Source organism: Afipia sp. GAS231 (genome assembly GCF_900103365.1).
Lineage (GTDB): Bacteria > Pseudomonadota > Alphaproteobacteria > Rhizobiales > Xanthobacteraceae > Bradyrhizobium.
Genome location: NZ_LT629703.1, coordinates 1597796 through 1615910, shown reverse-complemented (window position 1 = coordinate 1615910; position 18115 = coordinate 1597796). Strand labels below are relative to the sequence as shown.

Sequence of the window (18115 nt, the reverse complement as noted above, 5' to 3'; positions counted from 1 at the left end):
CTGTCAGGTGGTGCACAGTGCGAGCGGCATCGCTGGATTTGTGCTACGGCACGTTCATCCGCCGGTTTCTGAAGGGTATTGAAAGGTCAAAAATGACCGATGGTCGGAGTGCGGGAGGGCAGCGAATTCGCTCGTTGACGACCCGCGGTATGATGGTTCCACTGAAGTTTACGCTAGGAACGAGTGCGGCGGTCATCAAGGCTGTGCCGCTGCTGCTTGTTGATTTGCTCAACGAAGACGGCGTAACGGGCAAAGCTTATGCGTTTTGCTACCGGCCTTCGGGTGCGGTTGCGATGTCGTCGCATCTCACTGAGGCAGTCGATCTCTTGAAGGGTAAGGATATAACGCCCTTTGATGCGATGCAGATCCTTTCGCGCCGGTTCGCCCTGCTTGGAGTGACCGGCGCTGTGCGGATGGCACTGTCGCTGTTGGACATAGCGATGTGGGACGCGATGGCGCAGAAACAACGTGTTCCTCTGTCCTCGTTACTTGGGTCCAGCCCGAAACCGGTCCGTGCATATGACAGTCGTGGGCTCGGGCTGATGGAACCGGATCGCCTCGCGAAAGAAGTTCAAACTCTTCTGGAAAGCGGTTTAAGGGCCATCAAGCTCCGGCTTGGATATTCGTCTCTTTCCGAGGACCTGGCCGCTTTGCGGGCAGTTCGTAAGAGCATTTCCGGCGGCGATGTTGCCATTATGGTGGACTACAATCAGGCGCTGACAAGCACGGAAGCCACTCTTCGCGGAAGGGCGCTGGAGAAGGAAGGAATTTATTGGCTCGAAGAGCCGATTGCTCACGAGGACTATGAGGCCAGCGCCGCCTTAGCGCGCGAACTGAAAGTCCCGGTCCAGATTGGCGAGAACTTTAACGGCCCGGAAGGCTTGCTCCGCGCCATTGTTGCCCGGGCGAGCGATTACGTGATGCCCGATGTTGCACGGATAGGCGGGGTAACCGGCTGGCTGCAGGCCGCCGGCATTGCCGCAGCTCACGGCATTGAAATGTCGTCGCATCTGATGCCTGAGGTCAGCGCGCATCTCCTTTGCGCAACGCCCACAGCCCATTGGCTTGAATACGTTGATTGGGCGGATGCCATTGTCGAGGAACCGCTCAAAATTCGCGACGGGATGGCTCTCACGTCCGAAAAGCCCGGCAGCGGGATCGCGTGGGACGAAGCCAAACTTAAGCGGCTTGATACGATCTGAGTTCGTCAAACACATAAGTTCCTTGCAGCTTTGCATCCAGTCGGACGCAATGAGGGAAGTTCAAGATATCGTCAACGCGGTCCTGTTTCCGGACAACGCCTCGTTTATCACTGAGCGAGATCTTGCACGTCGACGATGGCTAGTCGGTCATTGCCTGAATAGAGCGACGGCCTAGGTCACTGCTCGCCCAATCAACGATCAACAACAAAAGCCACCTGGAGACTTGGCTGCGGTCGAAAATGCCGGCGTGCAACGTACGGCGCGATCGGGTCCGTTGAAGGTGGCGAGAATGCCGTTACCGGTGTTCTTGATCAGGTTGCCGCGGTGTCTTTCAACCATTTGGCCTGCCAGTTGATCGTGACTGACAGCAACCGGCGCCAGTTCTGATCACCCATTTCGGCAGCGCTGCGAGTTGAGTCATCCTGTTTGCCCCCCCCATCGGCGTCAGGATGACATTCATTAGGCAATACGAGTGTCGAATCCGAGACACAATTCGAAGCCGAGACATAGCGCATTTGGACGAAGGCTGCGCAAGGCATGATTACCGTCTGAGTTTGTCAGCAGAGCGTAAGCAGTGAGATTCCAGCGATCGTTTTGACCGATACCAGCTCTCTGAAAGATTCGTCGGCCACAATAAAAAGTGGTTTAGCCCCAAGTGATATAGTTGCTAATCAACTCCCCGTTCCGCCTGTTCATTCGATGGCGGCGTCATGTGACGATCAGATTGGAGAATACCTATGGATAGAAGGAATCTTTTGAAGGCGGTTACGTTGGCGGGATCGGCTCTTGCGGTGCCGGCTCTTGTCGCGCCGGCCTTGGCGGACGACAAGAAGGCAACCGCACCCTGGATCGAAAAATTCGCGGCGACATTGAGCGCGCACGACCTCACGGCATTCGCAGCGCTGTTCTCGGAGAATTACGTCAACCATCAGGTCAGCGCAGCCGCGCCGCCGCCGCCACAGGGAAAGTCGCCGAAGCAGGGGACGGTGGCAGTTTTTACTGCACGGCTGGCTGGAATACCGGACCTCAAGGTGGAGATCGAGGCCACGGTCGTGTCGGGCAATATTGCGGCTGCAAGCTTCGTCTATAGCGGCACCCATAACGGCCCGCTCGCGGGAGTTGCGCCCACCGGTCGTGCGCTCCGATTCACTTCCTGCGATATTTTCAGGGTTCAAGACGGCCTGATTGTTGAGCATTGGGGCATGGGCGATCTCGCCGGGGTAGCGGCGCAGTTGAAGGCCTGACCGGCGAGCCGTTCAAGCCTTCGCCTCTGTATGGCAAGAGTCAAATCGCCTCGGGCGACTCCCGGTTAAAACGGACTGTGTCAACCGAGGGGATTGTCATGCAGCACACAGCTTCGCTAGTCCAAATCGCAGCATCGCGCAGGTCGCCGGCCCTCGTGGCCGGCGTGGGCCAAGCCTTCGTAGCTTCCGCCATTACACGTTCGGTGATGATGAGCGGTGCAGCACCCGCGACGGCTCCGCAGCAGGCCGCCGCTGAGTGCGAAAAAATACCAGCTTTGCTCGCTGGCCGAGGACAATCGGGCGCGCGATATAGTCGTCTTCGCGCAGCCGAATCGTACCGCCGGCCCCCGTGGTCGCGGCCAGCATCGCGGCGGCGGCAGCCGCTGCGACACCAAGAAATCTATCCCGAGTTCCTCCAGGTCTAAGCGTTGGGTGTCGATGAGCTAAAGCTCACCAGTGAGGAATTGAGCGCGTCCGAGTCCAAACGACCAATCTTCGTCCGTGTTCGTCACGAAAGTGACGACGACGTCGCTTGGTGCAATACCGCATGCAGCCTCCAACTTCTTCACCAACGAACTATAAAATGCTTGCTTCATAGCTCGGCTCCGAGGGCGGGTCGTGACTTGAAGGACCAGCATATTCGGCGTTCGCACGATACCGAGACCGGTATCCTCGATGATCATTCTGGATGGCGCGTGTTCTCTGACGATCTGATAGCGGTCGCGCTCTGGCACGGCAAATGATTGGATCAAGACCTCATGGGTCGCGTCCAATATCTTTTTGATCTGGTTTTCCGAACAACCCTGAATTAGATCGAAGCACAAAAGTGGCATTGTCATTCTCCGTGTAATCCAAAGGATCGCCTGTTGCGTTCGCCAGGCTGGGGCGACACCGAGGCCGGAAGTCGATTCGTTCAGAATCGACGGAGTTTTCGCCGCGAGCCGTGCCCGCTGCCTGGGTGCGCAGCGGGCCGGTCGTCGGTATCAAGACATGGTAGGCATTACGAATTCGGCACCGGCTCGGATGCCGGTTGGCCAGCGGCTCGTGATCGTTTTCAACCTCGTATAAAAGCGAACGCCTTCCGGGCCGTGCATGTAGTGGTCGCCGAAGATCGACGCTTTCCATCCACCGAAGGAGTGGAATGCCATCGGCACCGGGATCGGAACGTTGATTCCGACCATGCCAATCTTGATCTGGTGGGCGAATTCCCGCGCCGCATCGCCATCGCGCGTGAAGATCGATGTGCCGTTGCCGAATTCGTGCTCGTTGATCATCCGCGCGGCGGTTTCGTAGTCGGGAGCACGGACGACAGACAGCACGGGCCCAAAGATCTCTTCCTTGTAGATCTTCATGTTCGGCGTGACATGATCGAATAGCGAGCCGCCGATGAAGTAGCCGTCCTGGTAGCCCTGCATCTTGAAGCCGCGTCCATCGACGAGCAATTTTGCACCCTCCGCGATACCTGTGTCGATGTAGCCGCGGACCTTGTCCAGATGCTGCTTGGTGACGAGGGGCCCCATTTCGGCTTCCGGATCGGTGCCAGGTCCGATTTTGAGGCTGCGAATCTTCGGCGCCAGCGCCGAGATCAACCTGTTCGCGGTGGTTTCACCCACCGGAACCGCGACGGAAATCGCCATGCAACGTTCGCCGGCGGAACCATAAGCGGCGCCCATGAGAGCATCGACCGCCTGGTCCATGTCTGCATCGGGCATGATAATCATGTGGTTCTTGGCGCCGCCCAGCGCCTGGCAACGCTTTCCCGTCGTCGCGGCCGTTTCATAGATGTACCGCGCGATCGGGGTCGATCCCACGAAGCTGATCGCCGAGATGTCAGGATGATGCAGCAGTGCGTCGACGGTTTCCTTGTCGCCATGGACCACGCCAAATACGCCATCGGGAAGGCCTGCTTCCTTTAGCCACTCCGCGACGATCAGTGACGCCGACGGGTCTCTTTCAGACGGCTTCAGAATAAAGGCGTTCCCACAGGCAAGCGCGACAGGAAACATCCACATCGGGACCATCGCGGGGAAATTGAATGGGGTAATGCCGGCGACCACGCCGAGAGGCTGGCGCATGGAATAGCTGTCGACGCGAGTTCCGACGTTCTCGGTCAACTCACCCTTCAACAGCTGGGGAGCGGCGGTCGCGAATTCGACGACTTCCATTCCGCGCTGGATTTCGCCGACGGCGTCCGAATGAACCTTGCCGTGCTCTGCGACGATAACATCCGCGAGTTCGTCGATACGTTCCTCGAGAATCCGGAGGAATCGATTGAGTATCCTGGCTCGCCGCAGGGGCGTCGTCGCTGCCCAGCCCGGCGCAGCCTTTGTTGCTGCAGCGACGGCATCCGCGACATCCGCGGCGTTCGCGATCGGCACCGACCCCGTTTGCTCGCCGGTCGCGGGATTGAAGACGGACGACGTCCGCTCATTGCGACCAGAGACTTGCTTGCCGTTGATGTAATGCTTGACTTGCGTGACCACGACGACCTCCTTGTTTGCACACGTCCGATATGAAGCGTTCATGTCTGCACATCAACGAGAACTATCGCGGATTTGTTGTGCGGAAATTCAAGTCGATGGCTTGGCATATGTACGTTAATCGCGTCAGGCAGGTTCGTTAATTGTTTTCCGACTTCATCGGCGGGCCGGATGAAGAAGCAAGAAAGCATGGGACCGTTCGCGGTCGTCGTTTGCTACAGGAGCTTTTGAACCTTCGCGGCGAAAAGTCGACGGGTGGCACTACGTTCGATGAATATCTGATCAGCCCATTGACCTCGCTACCTGTCACGCTACCCTGGACTTCACCGCAGGCCGCACCGCACGACACTCCAGCCGCTTCCGCGACGGCACCCGGCATCTAGAGAGGAAGTCTATGAAGATCACGCGCCTGCGCACCCGGGTCGCCCACTTGCCTGTCGCAAAGCTGTTTTCAACGGGAAGGTACGACGTGCAGTCGATAGACTGTGTGTGCGTATTTCTGGAGACGGACGAAGGCCTCGTTGGCGAGGGGATGTGCTATGTGACGAACGGGCGTCGACTGAAGGTCCTGCGGGAAATGGTGGTGAGCCTCGAGCATCTTGTCATCGGTCTGCAACTCGGTCAGAGCGGCAGGTTTGTTCTCAACGCGTTCAATGACGTTCGCGCCTTTGGGCGACAAGGGATCTCGGCTCTGGCGATTTCTGCCGTCGAGGAGGCGCTTTGGGACCTGCGGGGCAAGCAATTTGGCGTCAATGTTGCTCATGTCTTGGGCGCCTGTCGAACCGCCGTGCCCAGCTACGTGAACGCGATGTGGCTATCGTCAACGATCGACGAACTTCATAAAGAAGCAGAAGGCCTTCTAAAGCAGGGCTTTCGCGCGATCAAAATGCACGTTGGATTGCCGGATCCCGACAAAGACGTGGAACGTGTTAAGGCGGTTCGGGAGATATTGGGTCCCGATGTCGTACTGCTGGCTGATGCAGCGCAATTGATTGCGTCGCCCAAGGCCTCCATCAGGCTCGCGCGCCGTATCGAGGAATTCGATATCGGTTGGTACGAGGAGCCTGTCATGGGGAGTAATCCGCAATCGGAAGCCGAGGTTGCCGCCGCTATCGATATCCCTGTCGCCACCGGTGAGTACACGTATAATCACCAAGGCATCTTTGAGCTGCTGAAACTCAAAGCTGCGGACATTCTGATGCCTGATCTGCAAAGGATGGGCGGGCCGACAGAGTTCTTGAAAGCCGCAGCCCTCTGCGAGGCATTCGATATCCCCGTGTCGTCCCATGTCTTCCCGCAAATGAGCCTCGCGCTCATGGCGTGCGTACACAACGCGAGTTATCATGAATATATCAATTGGTTTGACGCGCTCTACCAGGAGCCTGTGACTAGGGACGAAAGAGGCGCAAGCATTGTCTCCGGCCGGCCGGGTTGGGGCTTCGCCATCGACCCATCCGTATTGAAGGACTGACGTTCTAGGCGCCAAAATCCCTCTACGCACTCGCTGCAAACAAATCCCATCGACCGGGGAGGCCTTTGAATTCATATGCTCCCCGTTCGTCGAACTTCAGTCCCGCCCCCGCTACGAGATCCGAGACCACCCGGGATACGAGGACTTCCTCTGGCCGGGAACTTGCCATGACCCGGGCCGCCGCGTGGACCGCGATGCCACCGATATCGCGGCCCCTGACCTCGATTTCTCCGATATGCAGACCCGAACGTAGGGGCAAGCCAATCTGTTTGGCTGCGGCCGAAAATGTCAGCGCGCAACGTACGGCGCGACCGGGTCCATCGAAGGTGGCGAGAATGCCGTCACCGGTGTTCTTGATCAGGTTGCCGCGGTGCCTTTCAACTATTTGACGCGCCAGCTGATCGTGACTGTCCAGCAACCGGCGCCAGTTCTGATCACCCATTTCGGCCGCGCGGCGAGTTGAGTCGACGATGTCGGTGAACAGCACGGTTGCCAGGATCCGCTCTAGATCGGCCGATTCGGTTTCGCGCTGCCCGGTGATGAACTCTTCGATGTCGCCGAGCAAGGCCTCTACGTCGCCTGACCAGAATGCATGATCGCCACCGGGATATTCGATATATTTGGCACCGGGAATTTGCGCCGCGAAGTCGCGTCCCAACTGGACCGGGACCAGTGCGTCGGCTGCCCGGTGCAGCACGAGTGTCGGGATGCGCACGGTTGGGAGGATATCACCGACGTCGATCTGGAAGTTCAATAACTGGGCGGCCTTCATTGCACCGGGGCTGGCCGACAGGCGTTCAAGTTTGGCAAACTTCGCAACCGCGTTAGGATCGGAGGCCCTGCTGGCCATTACACCTTTCATCAGGGCGCCAGTCCCCCAATATTTCATTTGCTCATGAGCGACCACTTGCGGGTCAGCGGCCGGGAAAAGCTCAGCATAGCGGATAAACCCTCCAAACAGGACGAGGTGTGAAACGCGCTCCGGATAGGACGCGGCAAACATTGCGCTCATTGCGCAACCCTCGGAAAATCCGAGCAGGGCTGCACGCTGCGCGCCAACGGCGTCCAGAACAGCTCGAACGTCATCCATGCGCTCTTCGAGCGTGGGGGCGCCTGATATCGTGTCCGACAGTCCCTGGCCACGCTTGTCAAAGGTGATGACGCGGGCGAATTTTGAAAGACATCGCAAGAACGCCGTATACCCGGGCATTTCATGCAGGAACTCGACGTGCGAAACGGCTCCGGGGATGGCAATGATATTGACGGGGCCCTCTCCCATGATCTGATAAGCGACGCTTACGTCACCGCTCATCGCGTAACGCGTCAGTGGCAATTCTGAATAGTTCATTGGATGGCCGTCCCCGCTGGGCGTGCTTCTATCGGCTGCATGGTAACACCGCCCAAATTGCCATGCGAGTTCTGTTCGGGTCGTTCGCGTCGTTGTGAGGACGTCCGGTGTTGGCTGCCGGCAGGCACATTTGCAATCTTTCAACGTAAGTGGGTTTTCATTCTCGTGAATCGTCAGCGCAATGACGTTAATCGCGCCAGTGAGGTTCATTCACTGTTTCGCATTGTGGAACACTGATTACTGCGCGACGAACATTTATCAGGCGGTCCAGAGGGTCTAGACAGCCCGCAAATGACGGGTCTCGAGAGAGGCTATCTTCGGTCGTGCGAAATCCAAGCAAAAGGGAATAAAATGATGGGGATCGTCCTCTACGGTTTCGATGGCAGTACATATGTCCGGACAGTCCGGATGCTGCTCGCCGAGAAGGGCGCGCATTACGAACAGGTGCCGGTGAACGTGCTCAAGGGCGAGCCGCGCCAGCCCGATCACATTGCCCGCCATCCGTTCGGTAAGGTGCCGGTGCTCGACCACGATGGGTTCCGCATCATCGAAGCGGGCGCTATCGCTCCATACCTGGACGAGGTGCTGCCGGGCCCATCGTTCACACCGGATAGTTCAAAGGACCGTGCGCGTATGCGCATGGCGATGAGCATCGTTGATTCCTACGGTTATGGCGCTTTGATTGGAGTCGCCGGATATCACCTATTCCCCGACTTCATCGGTGGAGCGGATGAAGAAGCGAGAAAGCGTGCGATCGCTGGCAGCCGTCGTGTGCTGCAGGAGCTTATGAAACTTCGCGGCTGCAGTGCCTTTGTCGCGGGCGAACATCCCTCCCTCGGTGATTTCTACCTCGCCCCGATCTGCTTCCTCGTTTCACTTACCCCAGATGCCAACGAGGTCTTCGCGGTGGATGGTTTTGCCAGATGGTGGGAGCAGGTACAGGCAATGCCGAGCTACCAAGCGACAGCACCCCAGTTTACCTGAGATTAGGTATCTGCTGCCGGAGAATGTGATGGGACAGCTGGGCGCCGGCCTCAGTGGCTGCGGCGGATTTCGCGCACGCCGCGGCCGAGCCTACGGCGCAGCAGCGCTCGCAGCGTTACGCCTTCGGCATAACCGACTTCGGCGGCGATCTGATCGACGCCGGCTTGGCTCGTCTTGAGCAGGTACACGGCGCGCTCGATCCGCAGATCCTGGAGGTATTCGAGCGGCGATTTGCCCAGCACGCTCTGCATCCGGCGCGCCAGCGTGCGCTTGCTGGTGGCAAGCTCCGCCGCAGCCTGATCAAGCGAGAAGCCTTCGGTCAGACGTTGCCGCGCCCAGCGCTCGAACTTGTCCACCAGCGGATCGGCATGGACCAGGTGGCCGGGGATCGCATAAGCCGTCTGCGAGGTGCGCGCGTCGGCCACCAAATACTTTGCCGTGAGGCTGGCCAGTTCGGGGCTGGCGCGCCGGATCAGGGTCAGCGCCAAGTCCAGATGGCTAAGCGCCGCGCCGGCGGTGACCACCGAGTTGGACTGCACGATGATTCGCGACTCGTCCAGCCGCACACGCGGATAGCGTTGCCGGAACAGAGGTGCCAGCCACCAGGTGGTGGTGGCCTCTTCGCCGTCGAGCAGGGCCGCTTCCGCCAGCACGAACGTGCCAACGCAGGCGGCCGCGGTCAGCGCGCCGCGTCCCGACCATTTGCGCAGCACCGCGCCGGCTGCGCGTACCTCACCGCTGGCGAGCGCCTGTACCAGCGGCTCCGGCATGATACGGTTGATGGCAGGCATCACCACCGCATCCGGTGTCTGCGCGCGCGTTGCCGAAGTTACCGGCACGCTCAGGCCCTGCGCGGTTGTGACGGTCTTTCGCAGACCCACCAGCTTCGTCTGGAAGGGCAGCGAGGACGTGCCGCTCATTTCTGCCAACGCGTTGGCGGTGCTGAAGGCGTCGAGCACCGCGGCCAGGCCGGTGTCGAACACGCCATTGAGAGCAAGGATGTGGATACGCATGGCAAGAATGGTATCAGAATTGACATGTTTGCCAACACCGCGATCAGGGCTTCGGCTCTGCTAAGCGGATTCAGATTCCCGATGAATCTGCCGAAAATAGGAGTTGCCATGGCTGGATAGGTATCAAAATTGGCAATCCTGCCAATAGCTCCAAAGCGGTGTCTCTTATAGGTTTCCGCCGACTTTGGAGCCCTTAGTAATCATTGAGTGGAGAAGAAAAATGACGATCAAGTGCGGGCTATTGGTTCGGCTGGAAGCCAAGCTGGGCAAAGAGCAGGCGGTGGCGGACTTTCTTGCTGCCGGTGTTGAAATGACAAATCAGGAGGCGGGCACGCCGATCTGGTTCGCCCTCAAGCTTTCGCCGACGACGTTCGGTATCTTCGACGCCTTTACGAGCGAAGAGGATCGGCAGGCGCATCTTGCTGGCAACATGGCCAAGTCGCTGATGTCGCGGGTCGAAGAGATGTTGGCAAAGCCGCCGTCAGTCGAGTTTCTCGATATTCTCGGAATGAAAAATAAGCTGGCCTGATGTCTTGCGCCCGGCTCGCCGGGCGCAGATTCAACCTGCGCCAATCAAGATAGCCATCACCGGTGAATATCGCCCACCACCGGATGGTTGTGCACAGCAACGGGCAAAATAACCCCCTGGAGAATCATCTAATGTCTATTCTCGGAAAAACTTCCGCAATCGCGCTCATGCTTGCCATGAGTGGCACGGTGGCTCACGCTCAGACGAAAGCAAAGGACATTGTCATTGTCCATGGCGCACTGGCCGATGGCTCGGGCTGGCACGCTATCTATGACATTCTGAACAAGGACGGCTTCCATGTGACGATCGTTCAGGAGCCGCTCACCGGCCTCGCCGAAGACGTCGACGCCACCAAGCGCGTCATCGATGCGCAGACAGGCCCCGTCGTGCTGGTCGGTCACAGCTATGGCGGCTCGGTGATCACGGAAGCGGGCAATGACCCCAAGGTCAGCGCGCTCGTTTATGTGGCTGCTCTGCAGCCCGATAAGGGTGAGGCCAGCGGCCAGCTGATGGGGAAGTTCGCCGCGCCGAACGACGCCATGCGGGCGGCTACTACCAAGACCTCGCTGGATAAATATTTCTTCATCCCTGCGGACAAGTTCCGGGCAACCTATGCCGCTGATGTTCCGGAGGCGCAAGCCAAGTTCATGTCGGACTCGCAGCAGCAACTTGCCGAAAAGGCCATGGGCGCGCCGCTCTCCGAGGCGGCATGGCACAACAAGCCCAGCTTTGCCATCCTGACCACCAAGGATCGTGTCATAAGCCCTGAGCTTCAGCGTTGGATGTATCAACGCTCGGGCGCCAAGGTTACCGAATTGGCCGCAAGCCACGCTGTCTTTGTCTCTCAGCCGGCCGCGGTCGCTCGAGTGATCGAGGATGCCGCAAAACAGGCGAATTGACCGGCGGTCACCTCGAAGCGCGCATGTCGGCTTTGGGGCACGCCCCATTGCCGATTTCAGGTACCTGTCGCGGGATTGAAGACGGGCGACGTCTGCTCGTTGCGGCCGGAGACTTGCGTGCCATTGATGCAATGATTGACTTGCGGGAGCACAACGACTTCCTTGTTTCCGCAAGTCCGCCGTGAAATGTTAACGTCTGCACAGCAGCGAGAGCTATCGCAGACTTGTGGTGCAGAAATTGAAGTCGATGGATTGGGATCGTATCCGCATATTCCTGGAGGTCGCCCGCACCGGCCAAATTCTCGGTGCTGCCAGGCGTTTGGGCGTGAATCACGCGACCGTGGCGCGGCAGCTCACCGCCCTCGAGCAGGAATTGAAAACCCAGTTGGTCGAACGACGTACGACGGGCTGCGTCCTGACAAGTGCAGGCGAGGCCCTCGTTGCTGCAGCCGAGCGGGCTGAATCGGAATTCCTTCAGGTCGGCGCTCACCTTGGCAGATCGTCTGAGGCAATCTCAGGCACGGTTCGCGTCGGCGCTCCCGATGGGCTGGGGAACTACTTTCTTGCCAGCCAGCTCGGCGCGCTTGCCGCGCGGCACCCCGACTTGCTCATTCAACTCGTTCCCCTGCCGCGGACATTCTCGCTGTCGAGACGGGAGGCGGACATCGCGATCACGCTGGACCGTCCAAAGCAGGGCCGGCTTATTGTCAAAAAACTTACCGACTACACGCTCAGCGTCTATGGCGCTGAAAGCTATCTGAAGCGCCTGGGACCCATCAGGAAACAGGCCGATCTCGCCGGCCATCTCTTCGTCACGCATGTCGAGGATTACGTTTACAGCCGGGCGCTCGACTACGCGTCCGCACTCGGAAAATTCATGAACCGGCACTACGAGTGCGGAAGCGTGGTGGCACAGATGGAGGCGGTGAGGGGTGGCCACGGCGTGGGAATATTGCACGATTACGCCGCGCGACGATTTCCGGATCTTAAGCGGTTGCTGCCTGAGATCCGCTTCGTGCGAAACTACTGGCTGATTTCGCATCCCGACACCCATCATACGCGCAGGGTGTCGGAGGTGCATGCGCACATCGTGGCGAGCGTACGCTCGGCGCGTCGAGAATTCACGAGCTGACTGCAATTGACGTCTTCCGTTGCGCGACCGTGCACTGTTCCGATTTCAGAAACAGAAGCTGCCGGCCAACGGCCGTTCGACTGGGCGCGGATGGTGCTAAATGTGATCCACCAGACGTGGGCCGTCTCGCGGAAGTCAATCATGTCGTCCGCTGATCAATGAGAAATTCCATGGGAACAGAGCAGAAAGTCGCCGTCATCACCGGTGCATCACAGGGCTTCGGTGCAGGGCTTGTGAAGGCCTATCGCGATCGCAACTACCGGGTGATCGCCAATTCCCGGTCCATCAAGCCTAGCAAGGATTCGGACGTCCTGACCATCGCCGGAGACGTGGCCGATCCGAAGACAGCCGACCGGATCGTTCGGGAGGGCATGGCACGCTTTGGACGCATCGATACCCTGATCAACAACGCCGGTATCTTCATCGCGAAGCCCCTGGTTGATTACACCGAGGATGACTACGCTTCGGTCATGGCGATCAATCTGGGCGGCTTCTTCCGGGTTACCAAACGCGTCGCGGTCGAAATGCTAAAGCAGGGGTCGGGTCACATCGTGCAGATTACGACCAGCCTTATCGATCACGCCAACAGCAGCGTTCCGTCCGTCCTTGCCTCGATGACCAAAGGTGGGCTGAACGCGGCCACGAAATCCCTGGCGATTGAGTACGCAAAAAAGGGAGTTCGTGTTAACGCCGTTGCTCCCGGCGTTATGAAGACGCCGATGCACGCTCCGGAAACACATGATTTCAAAGCGAAGCTGCATCCAGTCGGACGAATGGGAGAAATTCAAGACATCGTCGACGCGATCATGTTTCTGGAAAACGCTCCCTTCGTCACCGGCGAGATCCTGCACGTCGACGGTGGTCAGAGCGCCGGTCATTGACCAGAAGGAGCGGCGGCCGGGAGGCGCGGCTCCTGCCGCGGTATACTTCGGGTCGATAAGGTCGTCGTACGACCTAATGCGACCCGAATGCCCCCTCTGGCTGTCCATTCATGGTCGAGCGCCGGTTGCAACAAGTCGCTTGCCACCGGATCGGCCAGTTTCGCGGACTCAGGTCTTTCAATCGAACCGGTACTTCACCAACCGAGAATTCGGGTTGAAGTATCGAGTTTCACCGAAATCGACCGGCACCTTGGGAGGAGTTATCATGCAGGGCATTCAGGCTCTGAAAAAGGGACCGCTCGAAGGCATTACGGTCCTCGATTTCTCACGGGTATTGGCCGGACCGTATTGCACGATGGTGTTGGCCGACCTCGGTGCGCGTGTAATCAAGATCGAGAAGCTTGGCAGCGGCGACGACACGCGGGCGTTCGGCCCGTTCGTCGACGGTGATTCAGCCTATTTCATGTGCTTCAACCGAGGCAAGGAGAGCATCGCTCTCGATATCAAGTCGCCGCGCGACAGGGAATTGCTCGAACGACTCCTGGACCGGGCCGATGTGGTCGTCGAGAACTTTCGTCCCGGCGTTATGGACCGTCTTGGTTACGGCGCGGAACGGCTGGCCAAAACGCATCCGCATATTGTCTACGCGTCGATTTCGGGATTTGGCCATACCGGACCATTCAGTGACCTGCCGGGCTACGACATGGTCGTGCAAGCCATGGGGGGCGTGATGAGCTTGACAGGATGGCCGGATGGTCCGCCTTCCCGCGTCGGGACCAGTTTTGGCGATCTCGGAGCTGCGCTTTTCGCCACCATTGGCATCGTCTCCGCCCTCTACAAGCGAGTGCAAAACGCACAGGGAACGCGCGTCGATATTGGCATGCTTGACTGCCAGGCGGCGCTGATGGAGACGGCGCTCGCGCGTTATGACGTGGAGGGCAAGATACCGGGTCGCACGGGCGACAGTCACCCTTCATTGGCTCCATTCGAAAGCTTCGCCGCGATGGACGGGCGCGTCATCATAGCCGCCGGCAACGATACGCTTTTCATGTTGATGGCGGATGCGCTCGGATCGCCTGAGTTGGCGCTCGATCCACGTTTCATGAGCAATGACCTGCGTTGCAGCAATCGCCCCGCAATGGTCACGGCTATTGAGGCAATTACGAAGCGAGAGCCTGTCGAGTGCTGGATTGCCAAGCTGAACGAGGCCGGCGTTCCTTGCTCTCCGATCAATACAATCGACAAACTATTCGACCATCCGCAACTCAAGGCCCGCAACATGATCGTGAAAGTGAAAGGTGAGGGGCCGCGTCATATCCGTACTGCAGGCAATCCTATCCGCCTTTCCGGGTATGCCGAGAACGATGTTGAAACGCCTGCCGTTTCGCCGGCGCTCAATCAACACCGCGAAGCAATTCTGAACGAGCTGATGGCTGCTCATGGCGCCTACTCCAACGCGGCGCCGGATGATGTCCTGCTCACCGAAATCGATGCCTCCGGCTCACTGCCGCGAGCGGCTGAATGATACGGGTATCTCCGAAACGAAGGAAACAGGCTATGAGCAATACCGTTGCAACAATCCGCAAAGACAGCCCGTCCCCTTCAGAACAGCCGGAGGCCGCTCCCGCGAATACCTCGCTGCGGACGATCATCGTCGAGCGCCGCGACCGTGTCGGCCTCATCACCTTGAATCGGCCAAAGAGCTTGAACGCCTTGAACGGCCAACTGGCGATCGAGACGCTCGCGGCGTTGAAGACATTCGACGCAGACGATCAGGTCGGGGCGATCGTGATCACGGGCAGTGCGCGCGCCTTCGCCGCCGGCGCAGATGTTGCGGAAATGGCCGAGAAGCCCTTCACTGACTTCTACATGAACGATTTTCTTGGCCCGTGGGACGAGGTCAAATCGATCTACAAACCTATCATAGCGGCAGTCGGCGGGTTTGCTCTTGGCGGTGGTTGCGAGCTCGCGATGCTCTGTGACTTCATTATTGCATCGGAAGACGCGCAATTCGGCCAACCCGAGGTCAAGCTGGGCATTCTACCCGGTATTGGAGGTTCACAACGGCTGACGCGTGCAATCGGAAAATCGCTTGCCATGGATCTCATCCTTACCGGTCGTACCATCGGTGCTGTGGAGGCGAAGGCCGTCGGTCTCGTTGCGCGCGTCGTACCGAGTACCGACCTTTTGCAGATTGCGTTGGAAGCTGCGCATACGATCGCCGGCTACAACGCACCAGCCGTGAGGATGGCGAAGGAAGCGGTCAATCGCGCATTCGAGGGACCGCTTTCAGAGGGTTTGCGCCATGAGCGTCTTCTGTTCCAGGCTGCGTTCGCAACCGAAGGGCAGAAGGAGGGTATGAACGCCTTCGTCAACAAACGGGCGCCGGTCTTCCGCCATCGCTGAACCGTTCAGTGTTCTGGACGACTGCTGCGACGTGATCCTCGACGCGTGGAAGTGCTCGCTACGCAAACAAACCCCAACAGTTGGAGAAAACGGTGGTTCCCAGAACTGAACTGGACGGCGACTATGACTATATTGTTGTGGGGGCCGGTTCCGCGGGTTGTGTCGTTGCGAATCGATTATCGACCGATCGCAACAACCGTGTTCTGGTTCTGGAAGCCGGTGGCAACGACAACTGGATCTGGTTTCACATTCCGGTCGGTTATCTTTTCGCTATAGGCAATCCGCGGTCCGACTGGATGTTCGCGACAGAGAGCGAAGCAGGCCTTAACGGCCGGTCGCTGAAATATCCGCGTGGCAAGGTGGTGGGCGGCTCCTCCGCGATCAATGCCATGATCTCCATGCGCGGCCAGGCGTCTGATTACGATCATTGGCGGCAACTTGGCCTTACCGGCTGGGGATGGGACGACGTGCGTCCGGTCTTCAAGCGCCTTGACGATCATTTTTTGGGTGAATCCGAACATCACGGTGTCGGCGGTGAGTGGCGCGTGGAGCCGCCGGGCGTGAGATGGGATGTCCTCGACAGCGTGACGAAAGCCGCCGTCGAAATGGGTATCCCGATGACGCCGGACTTCAATACCGGGGACAATACCGGCGTCGGCTACTTCCACGTCAATCAGAAGCGCGGCTTCCGCTGGTCGGCGGCACGCGGATTTCTGAAGCCGGTGCTGCATCGCGCCAACTTGCGTCTTGAAACTGGCGTTTTGGTCGACAAGGTGCTGTTCGACGGACAGCGTGCTGTGGGTGTTCGATATCGGCAGCACGGACGCACAGTCGAGGTCCGTGCGAAAGGCGAGGTTATACTGTCCGCCGGCTCCATCGGGTCACCCGAGATCCTCCAACGGTCCGGTGTGGGGCCAGCAGAATGGCTCGGCCAGTTTGGTATCGCCACCGTTGCCGACAGGCCTGGTGTCGGGCGCAATCTGCAAGACCACTTGCAGCAAAGAGCGATCTACCGGGTGCACGGCACCAAGACCCTCAACGAGACCTATCACTCGCTGGTAGGACGCGCGATGATGGGCCTTGAATATGCACTGTTCCGGCGGGGGCCTCTCACCATGGCGCCATCCCAGCTCGGAATTTTCACCACCTCGTCGCCAGACTTCGATCGCGCAAACATCCAGTTCCACGTCCAACCACTCTCGCTCGACAGGTTTGGGGATCCGTTGCACCGCTTCCCGGCGATCACGGTTTCGGCCTGCAATCTCCGGCCAACGTCCCGCGGCACTGTTCGCCTGCGCTCGGCGGATCCCTCGACAAAGCCGGTCATCGCACCGAACTATCTCTCGACCGACGAGGATCGCCGCGTCGCAGCCGATGCGATTCGGGTCACTCGCCGTTTAATGAAGCAGAAGGCGCTCAGCCGCTTTCGTCCAGAGGAGTACATCCCAGGGCCATCGATCGATGACAGCGAAGCTGCTCTTGCCAAGGCCGCCGGTGATATCGGAACAACGATTTTTCATCCTGTCGGCACGGCGAAAATGGGAATTGAAAACGACCCGCTGGCGGTCGTCGATCAGCACCTACGTGTGATCGGGCTCGATGGGCTGCGTGTCATTGATGCATCCGTAATGCCGACTATCACGTCGGGTAACACCAATACGCCCACAATCATGATCGCAGACAAAGGTGCACAGTACGTCTTGTCGGACGCTCAATATAGATTGGTTTAAGGTGAGATACCTGGACTGGAGAACCAATCGTCCGGCGCCGCGGCGCACGTCGCTCAAGCTTTTTCACTTTGTCCTTAGCAGCGCGAACAGTGGACGAACGACACCGGTGAGGAGCTCACGTTCCGAGGTCGTCCGCGCCAACACGCGGATGCCCAGTGTTGCGCCCAGGAAGAGGCGGGCCAGGTCGCCAGCCGGCAGTTTGGTTCGAATTGTCCCGCCTGACTGGCCGCTAGCGATGCAATCGCGCAGGTACTTCTCGATTTGGGCGAAGACGTTCGTAACGAGATCACGGAAGTCCGCGTCGTGCGGAGCGACTTCAAGCGCGGTGTTGACGACGAAGCATCCCTTCTGAAGGGCGTCGGCCAGCGCCTCCTCTATGAGCGCATCGAAGTACCGCTCCAATGCGCGCAGGGGTGGGTCATCGCCTCCGAAGGTCGCCGAGCAGGTTTCGAGCGCCAGACGGACATACCGATCGAGCACGAGACGGTAGATCGCTCTCTTATCACCGAACGCATTGTAGAGACTCGCCGTAGTTACCCCGGTGCTATCGGCGAGGTCCCGCATGGATGTCGCCGCATATCCCTTGCTCCAGAAGCGCTGCGTCGTCTGATCCAATACGGCTTGCTCATCGAATTCTCTCGGTCTCACCATCTTGTGTCATCCATTCCGATCGCGCGGGTCGTCGCACCGATGTTTTAACACGGTCGTCAAAAAAATCCATTGCATGTTTTAATACGACCGTTATAAAACGCGCAGAGCCGATGCCGCGCCCAGCCTCGACCACCGATAGTCGGAG

General features: G+C 58.9%; 17 protein-coding genes. 12 read left to right on the top strand and 5 right to left on the bottom strand.

The window, feature by feature from the left end; all coding sequences use genetic code 11:
• Positions 1–149 precede the first annotated feature (149 nt).
• Complete coding sequence (locus BLS26_RS07735) at positions 150–1202, top strand: enolase C-terminal domain-like protein (RefSeq protein WP_244541876.1); 1053 nt, start codon at positions 150–152, stop codon at positions 1200–1202.
• Between the two features lie 737 nt (positions 1203–1939).
• Entirely contained in the window at positions 1940–2446 is a 507-nt protein-coding gene (locus tag BLS26_RS07730; RefSeq protein WP_092509862.1) for an ester cyclase, read from the top strand.
• 443 nt (positions 2447–2889) lie between these two features.
• Here BLS26_RS07730 and BLS26_RS07725 read toward each other — a convergent pair whose 3' ends face one another.
• Together BLS26_RS07725 and BLS26_RS07720 are read right to left on the bottom strand one after the other, a co-directional pair.
• Entirely contained in the window at positions 2890–3279 is a 390-nt protein-coding gene (locus tag BLS26_RS07725; RefSeq protein WP_092509860.1) for a tautomerase family protein, read from the bottom strand.
• A gap of 150 nt (positions 3280–3429) precedes the next feature.
• On the bottom strand, positions 3430–4971 hold the full coding sequence (locus BLS26_RS07720; protein WP_157676369.1) for a CoA-acylating methylmalonate-semialdehyde dehydrogenase: 1542 nt from the start codon (positions 4969–4971) through the stop codon (positions 3430–3432).
• A 98-nt stretch (positions 4972–5069) separates the two neighbouring features.
• Between BLS26_RS07720 and BLS26_RS35590 the strand changes: the two genes are divergently transcribed.
• Both BLS26_RS35590 and BLS26_RS07715 read left to right on the top strand, forming a co-directional pair.
• Positions 5070–5309 (top strand): hypothetical protein, encoded by a 240-nt coding sequence (locus tag BLS26_RS35590; RefSeq protein ID WP_157676368.1) that lies wholly within the window; start codon positions 5070–5072, stop codon positions 5307–5309.
• Positions 5310–5320: 11 nt separating this feature from the next.
• On the top strand, positions 5321–6397 hold the full coding sequence (locus BLS26_RS07715) for a mandelate racemase/muconate lactonizing enzyme family protein (RefSeq protein WP_092509858.1): 1077 nt from the start codon (positions 5321–5323) through the stop codon (positions 6395–6397).
• Positions 6398–6419: 22 nt separating this feature from the next.
• Here the strand turns inward: BLS26_RS07715 and BLS26_RS07710 are convergent, their stop codons facing one another.
• Entirely contained in the window at positions 6420–7745 is a 1326-nt protein-coding gene (locus tag BLS26_RS07710) for an adenylate/guanylate cyclase domain-containing protein (RefSeq protein WP_092509856.1), read from the bottom strand.
• Positions 7746–8096: 351 nt separating this feature from the next.
• Here BLS26_RS07710 and BLS26_RS07705 point away from each other — a divergent pair, with 351 nt between their 5' ends.
• Positions 8097–8729 carry a glutathione S-transferase family protein gene (locus BLS26_RS07705; protein ID WP_197681323.1) on the top strand — a complete coding sequence of 211 codons (633 nt, stop codon included), beginning with the start codon at positions 8097–8099 and terminating at the stop codon, positions 8727–8729.
• A gap of 50 nt (positions 8730–8779) precedes the next feature.
• On the opposite strand, the gene BLS26_RS07700 is transcribed toward BLS26_RS07705, so the two are convergent.
• Positions 8780–9742 carry a GlxA family transcriptional regulator gene (locus BLS26_RS07700; RefSeq protein WP_092509854.1) on the bottom strand — a complete coding sequence of 321 codons (963 nt, stop codon included), beginning with the start codon at positions 9740–9742 and terminating at the stop codon, positions 8780–8782.
• A 220-nt stretch (positions 9743–9962) separates the two neighbouring features.
• Here BLS26_RS07700 and BLS26_RS07695 point away from each other — a divergent pair, with 220 nt between their 5' ends.
• The 7 genes from BLS26_RS07695 to BLS26_RS07665 all read left to right on the top strand — a co-directional run bounded on the left by BLS26_RS07695 (position 9963) and on the right by BLS26_RS07665 (position 17319).
• Entirely contained in the window at positions 9963–10271 is a 309-nt protein-coding gene (locus tag BLS26_RS07695) for a putative quinol monooxygenase (RefSeq protein ID WP_092509852.1), read from the top strand.
• A gap of 131 nt (positions 10272–10402) precedes the next feature.
• Positions 10403–11170: an alpha/beta fold hydrolase gene (locus tag BLS26_RS07690; protein ID WP_092509850.1), complete on the top strand. Its 768-nt coding sequence runs from the start codon at positions 10403–10405 to the stop codon at positions 11168–11170.
• A gap of 247 nt (positions 11171–11417) precedes the next feature.
• Positions 11418–12302 carry a LysR family transcriptional regulator gene (locus BLS26_RS07685; RefSeq protein ID WP_092509848.1) on the top strand — a complete coding sequence of 295 codons (885 nt, stop codon included), beginning with the start codon at positions 11418–11420 and terminating at the stop codon, positions 12300–12302.
• 170 nt (positions 12303–12472) lie between these two features.
• Positions 12473–13183: an SDR family NAD(P)-dependent oxidoreductase gene (locus tag BLS26_RS07680; RefSeq protein ID WP_092509846.1), complete on the top strand. Its 711-nt coding sequence runs from the start codon at positions 12473–12475 to the stop codon at positions 13181–13183.
• 265 nt (positions 13184–13448) lie between these two features.
• Complete coding sequence (locus BLS26_RS07675) at positions 13449–14708, top strand: CaiB/BaiF CoA-transferase family protein (RefSeq protein WP_092509844.1); 1260 nt, start codon at positions 13449–13451, stop codon at positions 14706–14708.
• Between the two features lie 32 nt (positions 14709–14740).
• On the top strand, positions 14741–15589 hold the full coding sequence (locus tag BLS26_RS07670) for an enoyl-CoA hydratase (RefSeq protein WP_092509842.1): 849 nt from the start codon (positions 14741–14743) through the stop codon (positions 15587–15589).
• A 92-nt stretch (positions 15590–15681) separates the two neighbouring features.
• Positions 15682–17319 (top strand): GMC family oxidoreductase, encoded by a 1638-nt coding sequence (locus BLS26_RS07665; RefSeq protein ID WP_092517772.1) that lies wholly within the window; start codon positions 15682–15684, stop codon positions 17317–17319.
• A gap of 63 nt (positions 17320–17382) precedes the next feature.
• Here the strand turns inward: BLS26_RS07665 and BLS26_RS07660 are convergent, their stop codons facing one another.
• A complete protein-coding gene (locus BLS26_RS07660; protein ID WP_244541875.1) occupies positions 17383–17934 on the bottom strand; it encodes a TetR/AcrR family transcriptional regulator in 552 nt (183 codons plus the stop codon).
• Between the last annotated feature and the right edge of the window lie 181 nt (positions 17935–18115).

Excerpts from the sequence above, each read along its gene's own strand:
- BLS26_RS07675 (WP_092509844.1), top strand. The coding sequence starts at position 13,449 with ATGCAGGGCATTCAGGCTCTGAAAAAGGGACCGCTCGAAGGCATTACG.
- BLS26_RS07695 (WP_092509852.1), top strand. The coding sequence starts at position 9,963 with ATGACGATCAAGTGCGGGCTATTGGTTCGGCTGGAAGCCAAGCTGGGC.
- BLS26_RS07700 (WP_092509854.1), bottom strand. The coding sequence starts at position 9,742 with ATGCGTATCCACATCCTTGCTCTCAATGGCGTGTTCGACACCGGCCTG.
- BLS26_RS07725 (WP_092509860.1), bottom strand. The coding sequence starts at position 3,279 with ATGCCACTTTTGTGCTTCGATCTAATTCAGGGTTGTTCGGAAAACCAG.
- BLS26_RS07715 (WP_092509858.1), top strand. The coding sequence starts at position 5,321 with ATGAAGATCACGCGCCTGCGCACCCGGGTCGCCCACTTGCCTGTCGCA.
- BLS26_RS07670 (WP_092509842.1), top strand. The coding sequence starts at position 14,741 with ATGAGCAATACCGTTGCAACAATCCGCAAAGACAGCCCGTCCCCTTCA.
- BLS26_RS07690 (WP_092509850.1), top strand. The coding sequence starts at position 10,403 with ATGTCTATTCTCGGAAAAACTTCCGCAATCGCGCTCATGCTTGCCATG.
- BLS26_RS07730 (WP_092509862.1), top strand. The coding sequence starts at position 1,940 with ATGGATAGAAGGAATCTTTTGAAGGCGGTTACGTTGGCGGGATCGGCT.
- BLS26_RS07720 (WP_157676369.1), bottom strand. The coding sequence starts at position 4,971 with ATGAACGCTTCATATCGGACGTGTGCAAACAAGGAGGTCGTCGTGGTC.
- BLS26_RS07685 (WP_092509848.1), top strand. The coding sequence starts at position 11,418 with ATGGATTGGGATCGTATCCGCATATTCCTGGAGGTCGCCCGCACCGGC.
- BLS26_RS07710 (WP_092509856.1), bottom strand. The coding sequence starts at position 7,745 with ATGAACTATTCAGAATTGCCACTGACGCGTTACGCGATGAGCGGTGAC.
- BLS26_RS07705 (WP_197681323.1), top strand. The coding sequence starts at position 8,097 with ATGATGGGGATCGTCCTCTACGGTTTCGATGGCAGTACATATGTCCGG.
- BLS26_RS07735 (WP_244541876.1), top strand. The coding sequence starts at position 150 with ATGATGGTTCCACTGAAGTTTACGCTAGGAACGAGTGCGGCGGTCATC.
- BLS26_RS07680 (WP_092509846.1), top strand. The coding sequence starts at position 12,473 with ATGGGAACAGAGCAGAAAGTCGCCGTCATCACCGGTGCATCACAGGGC.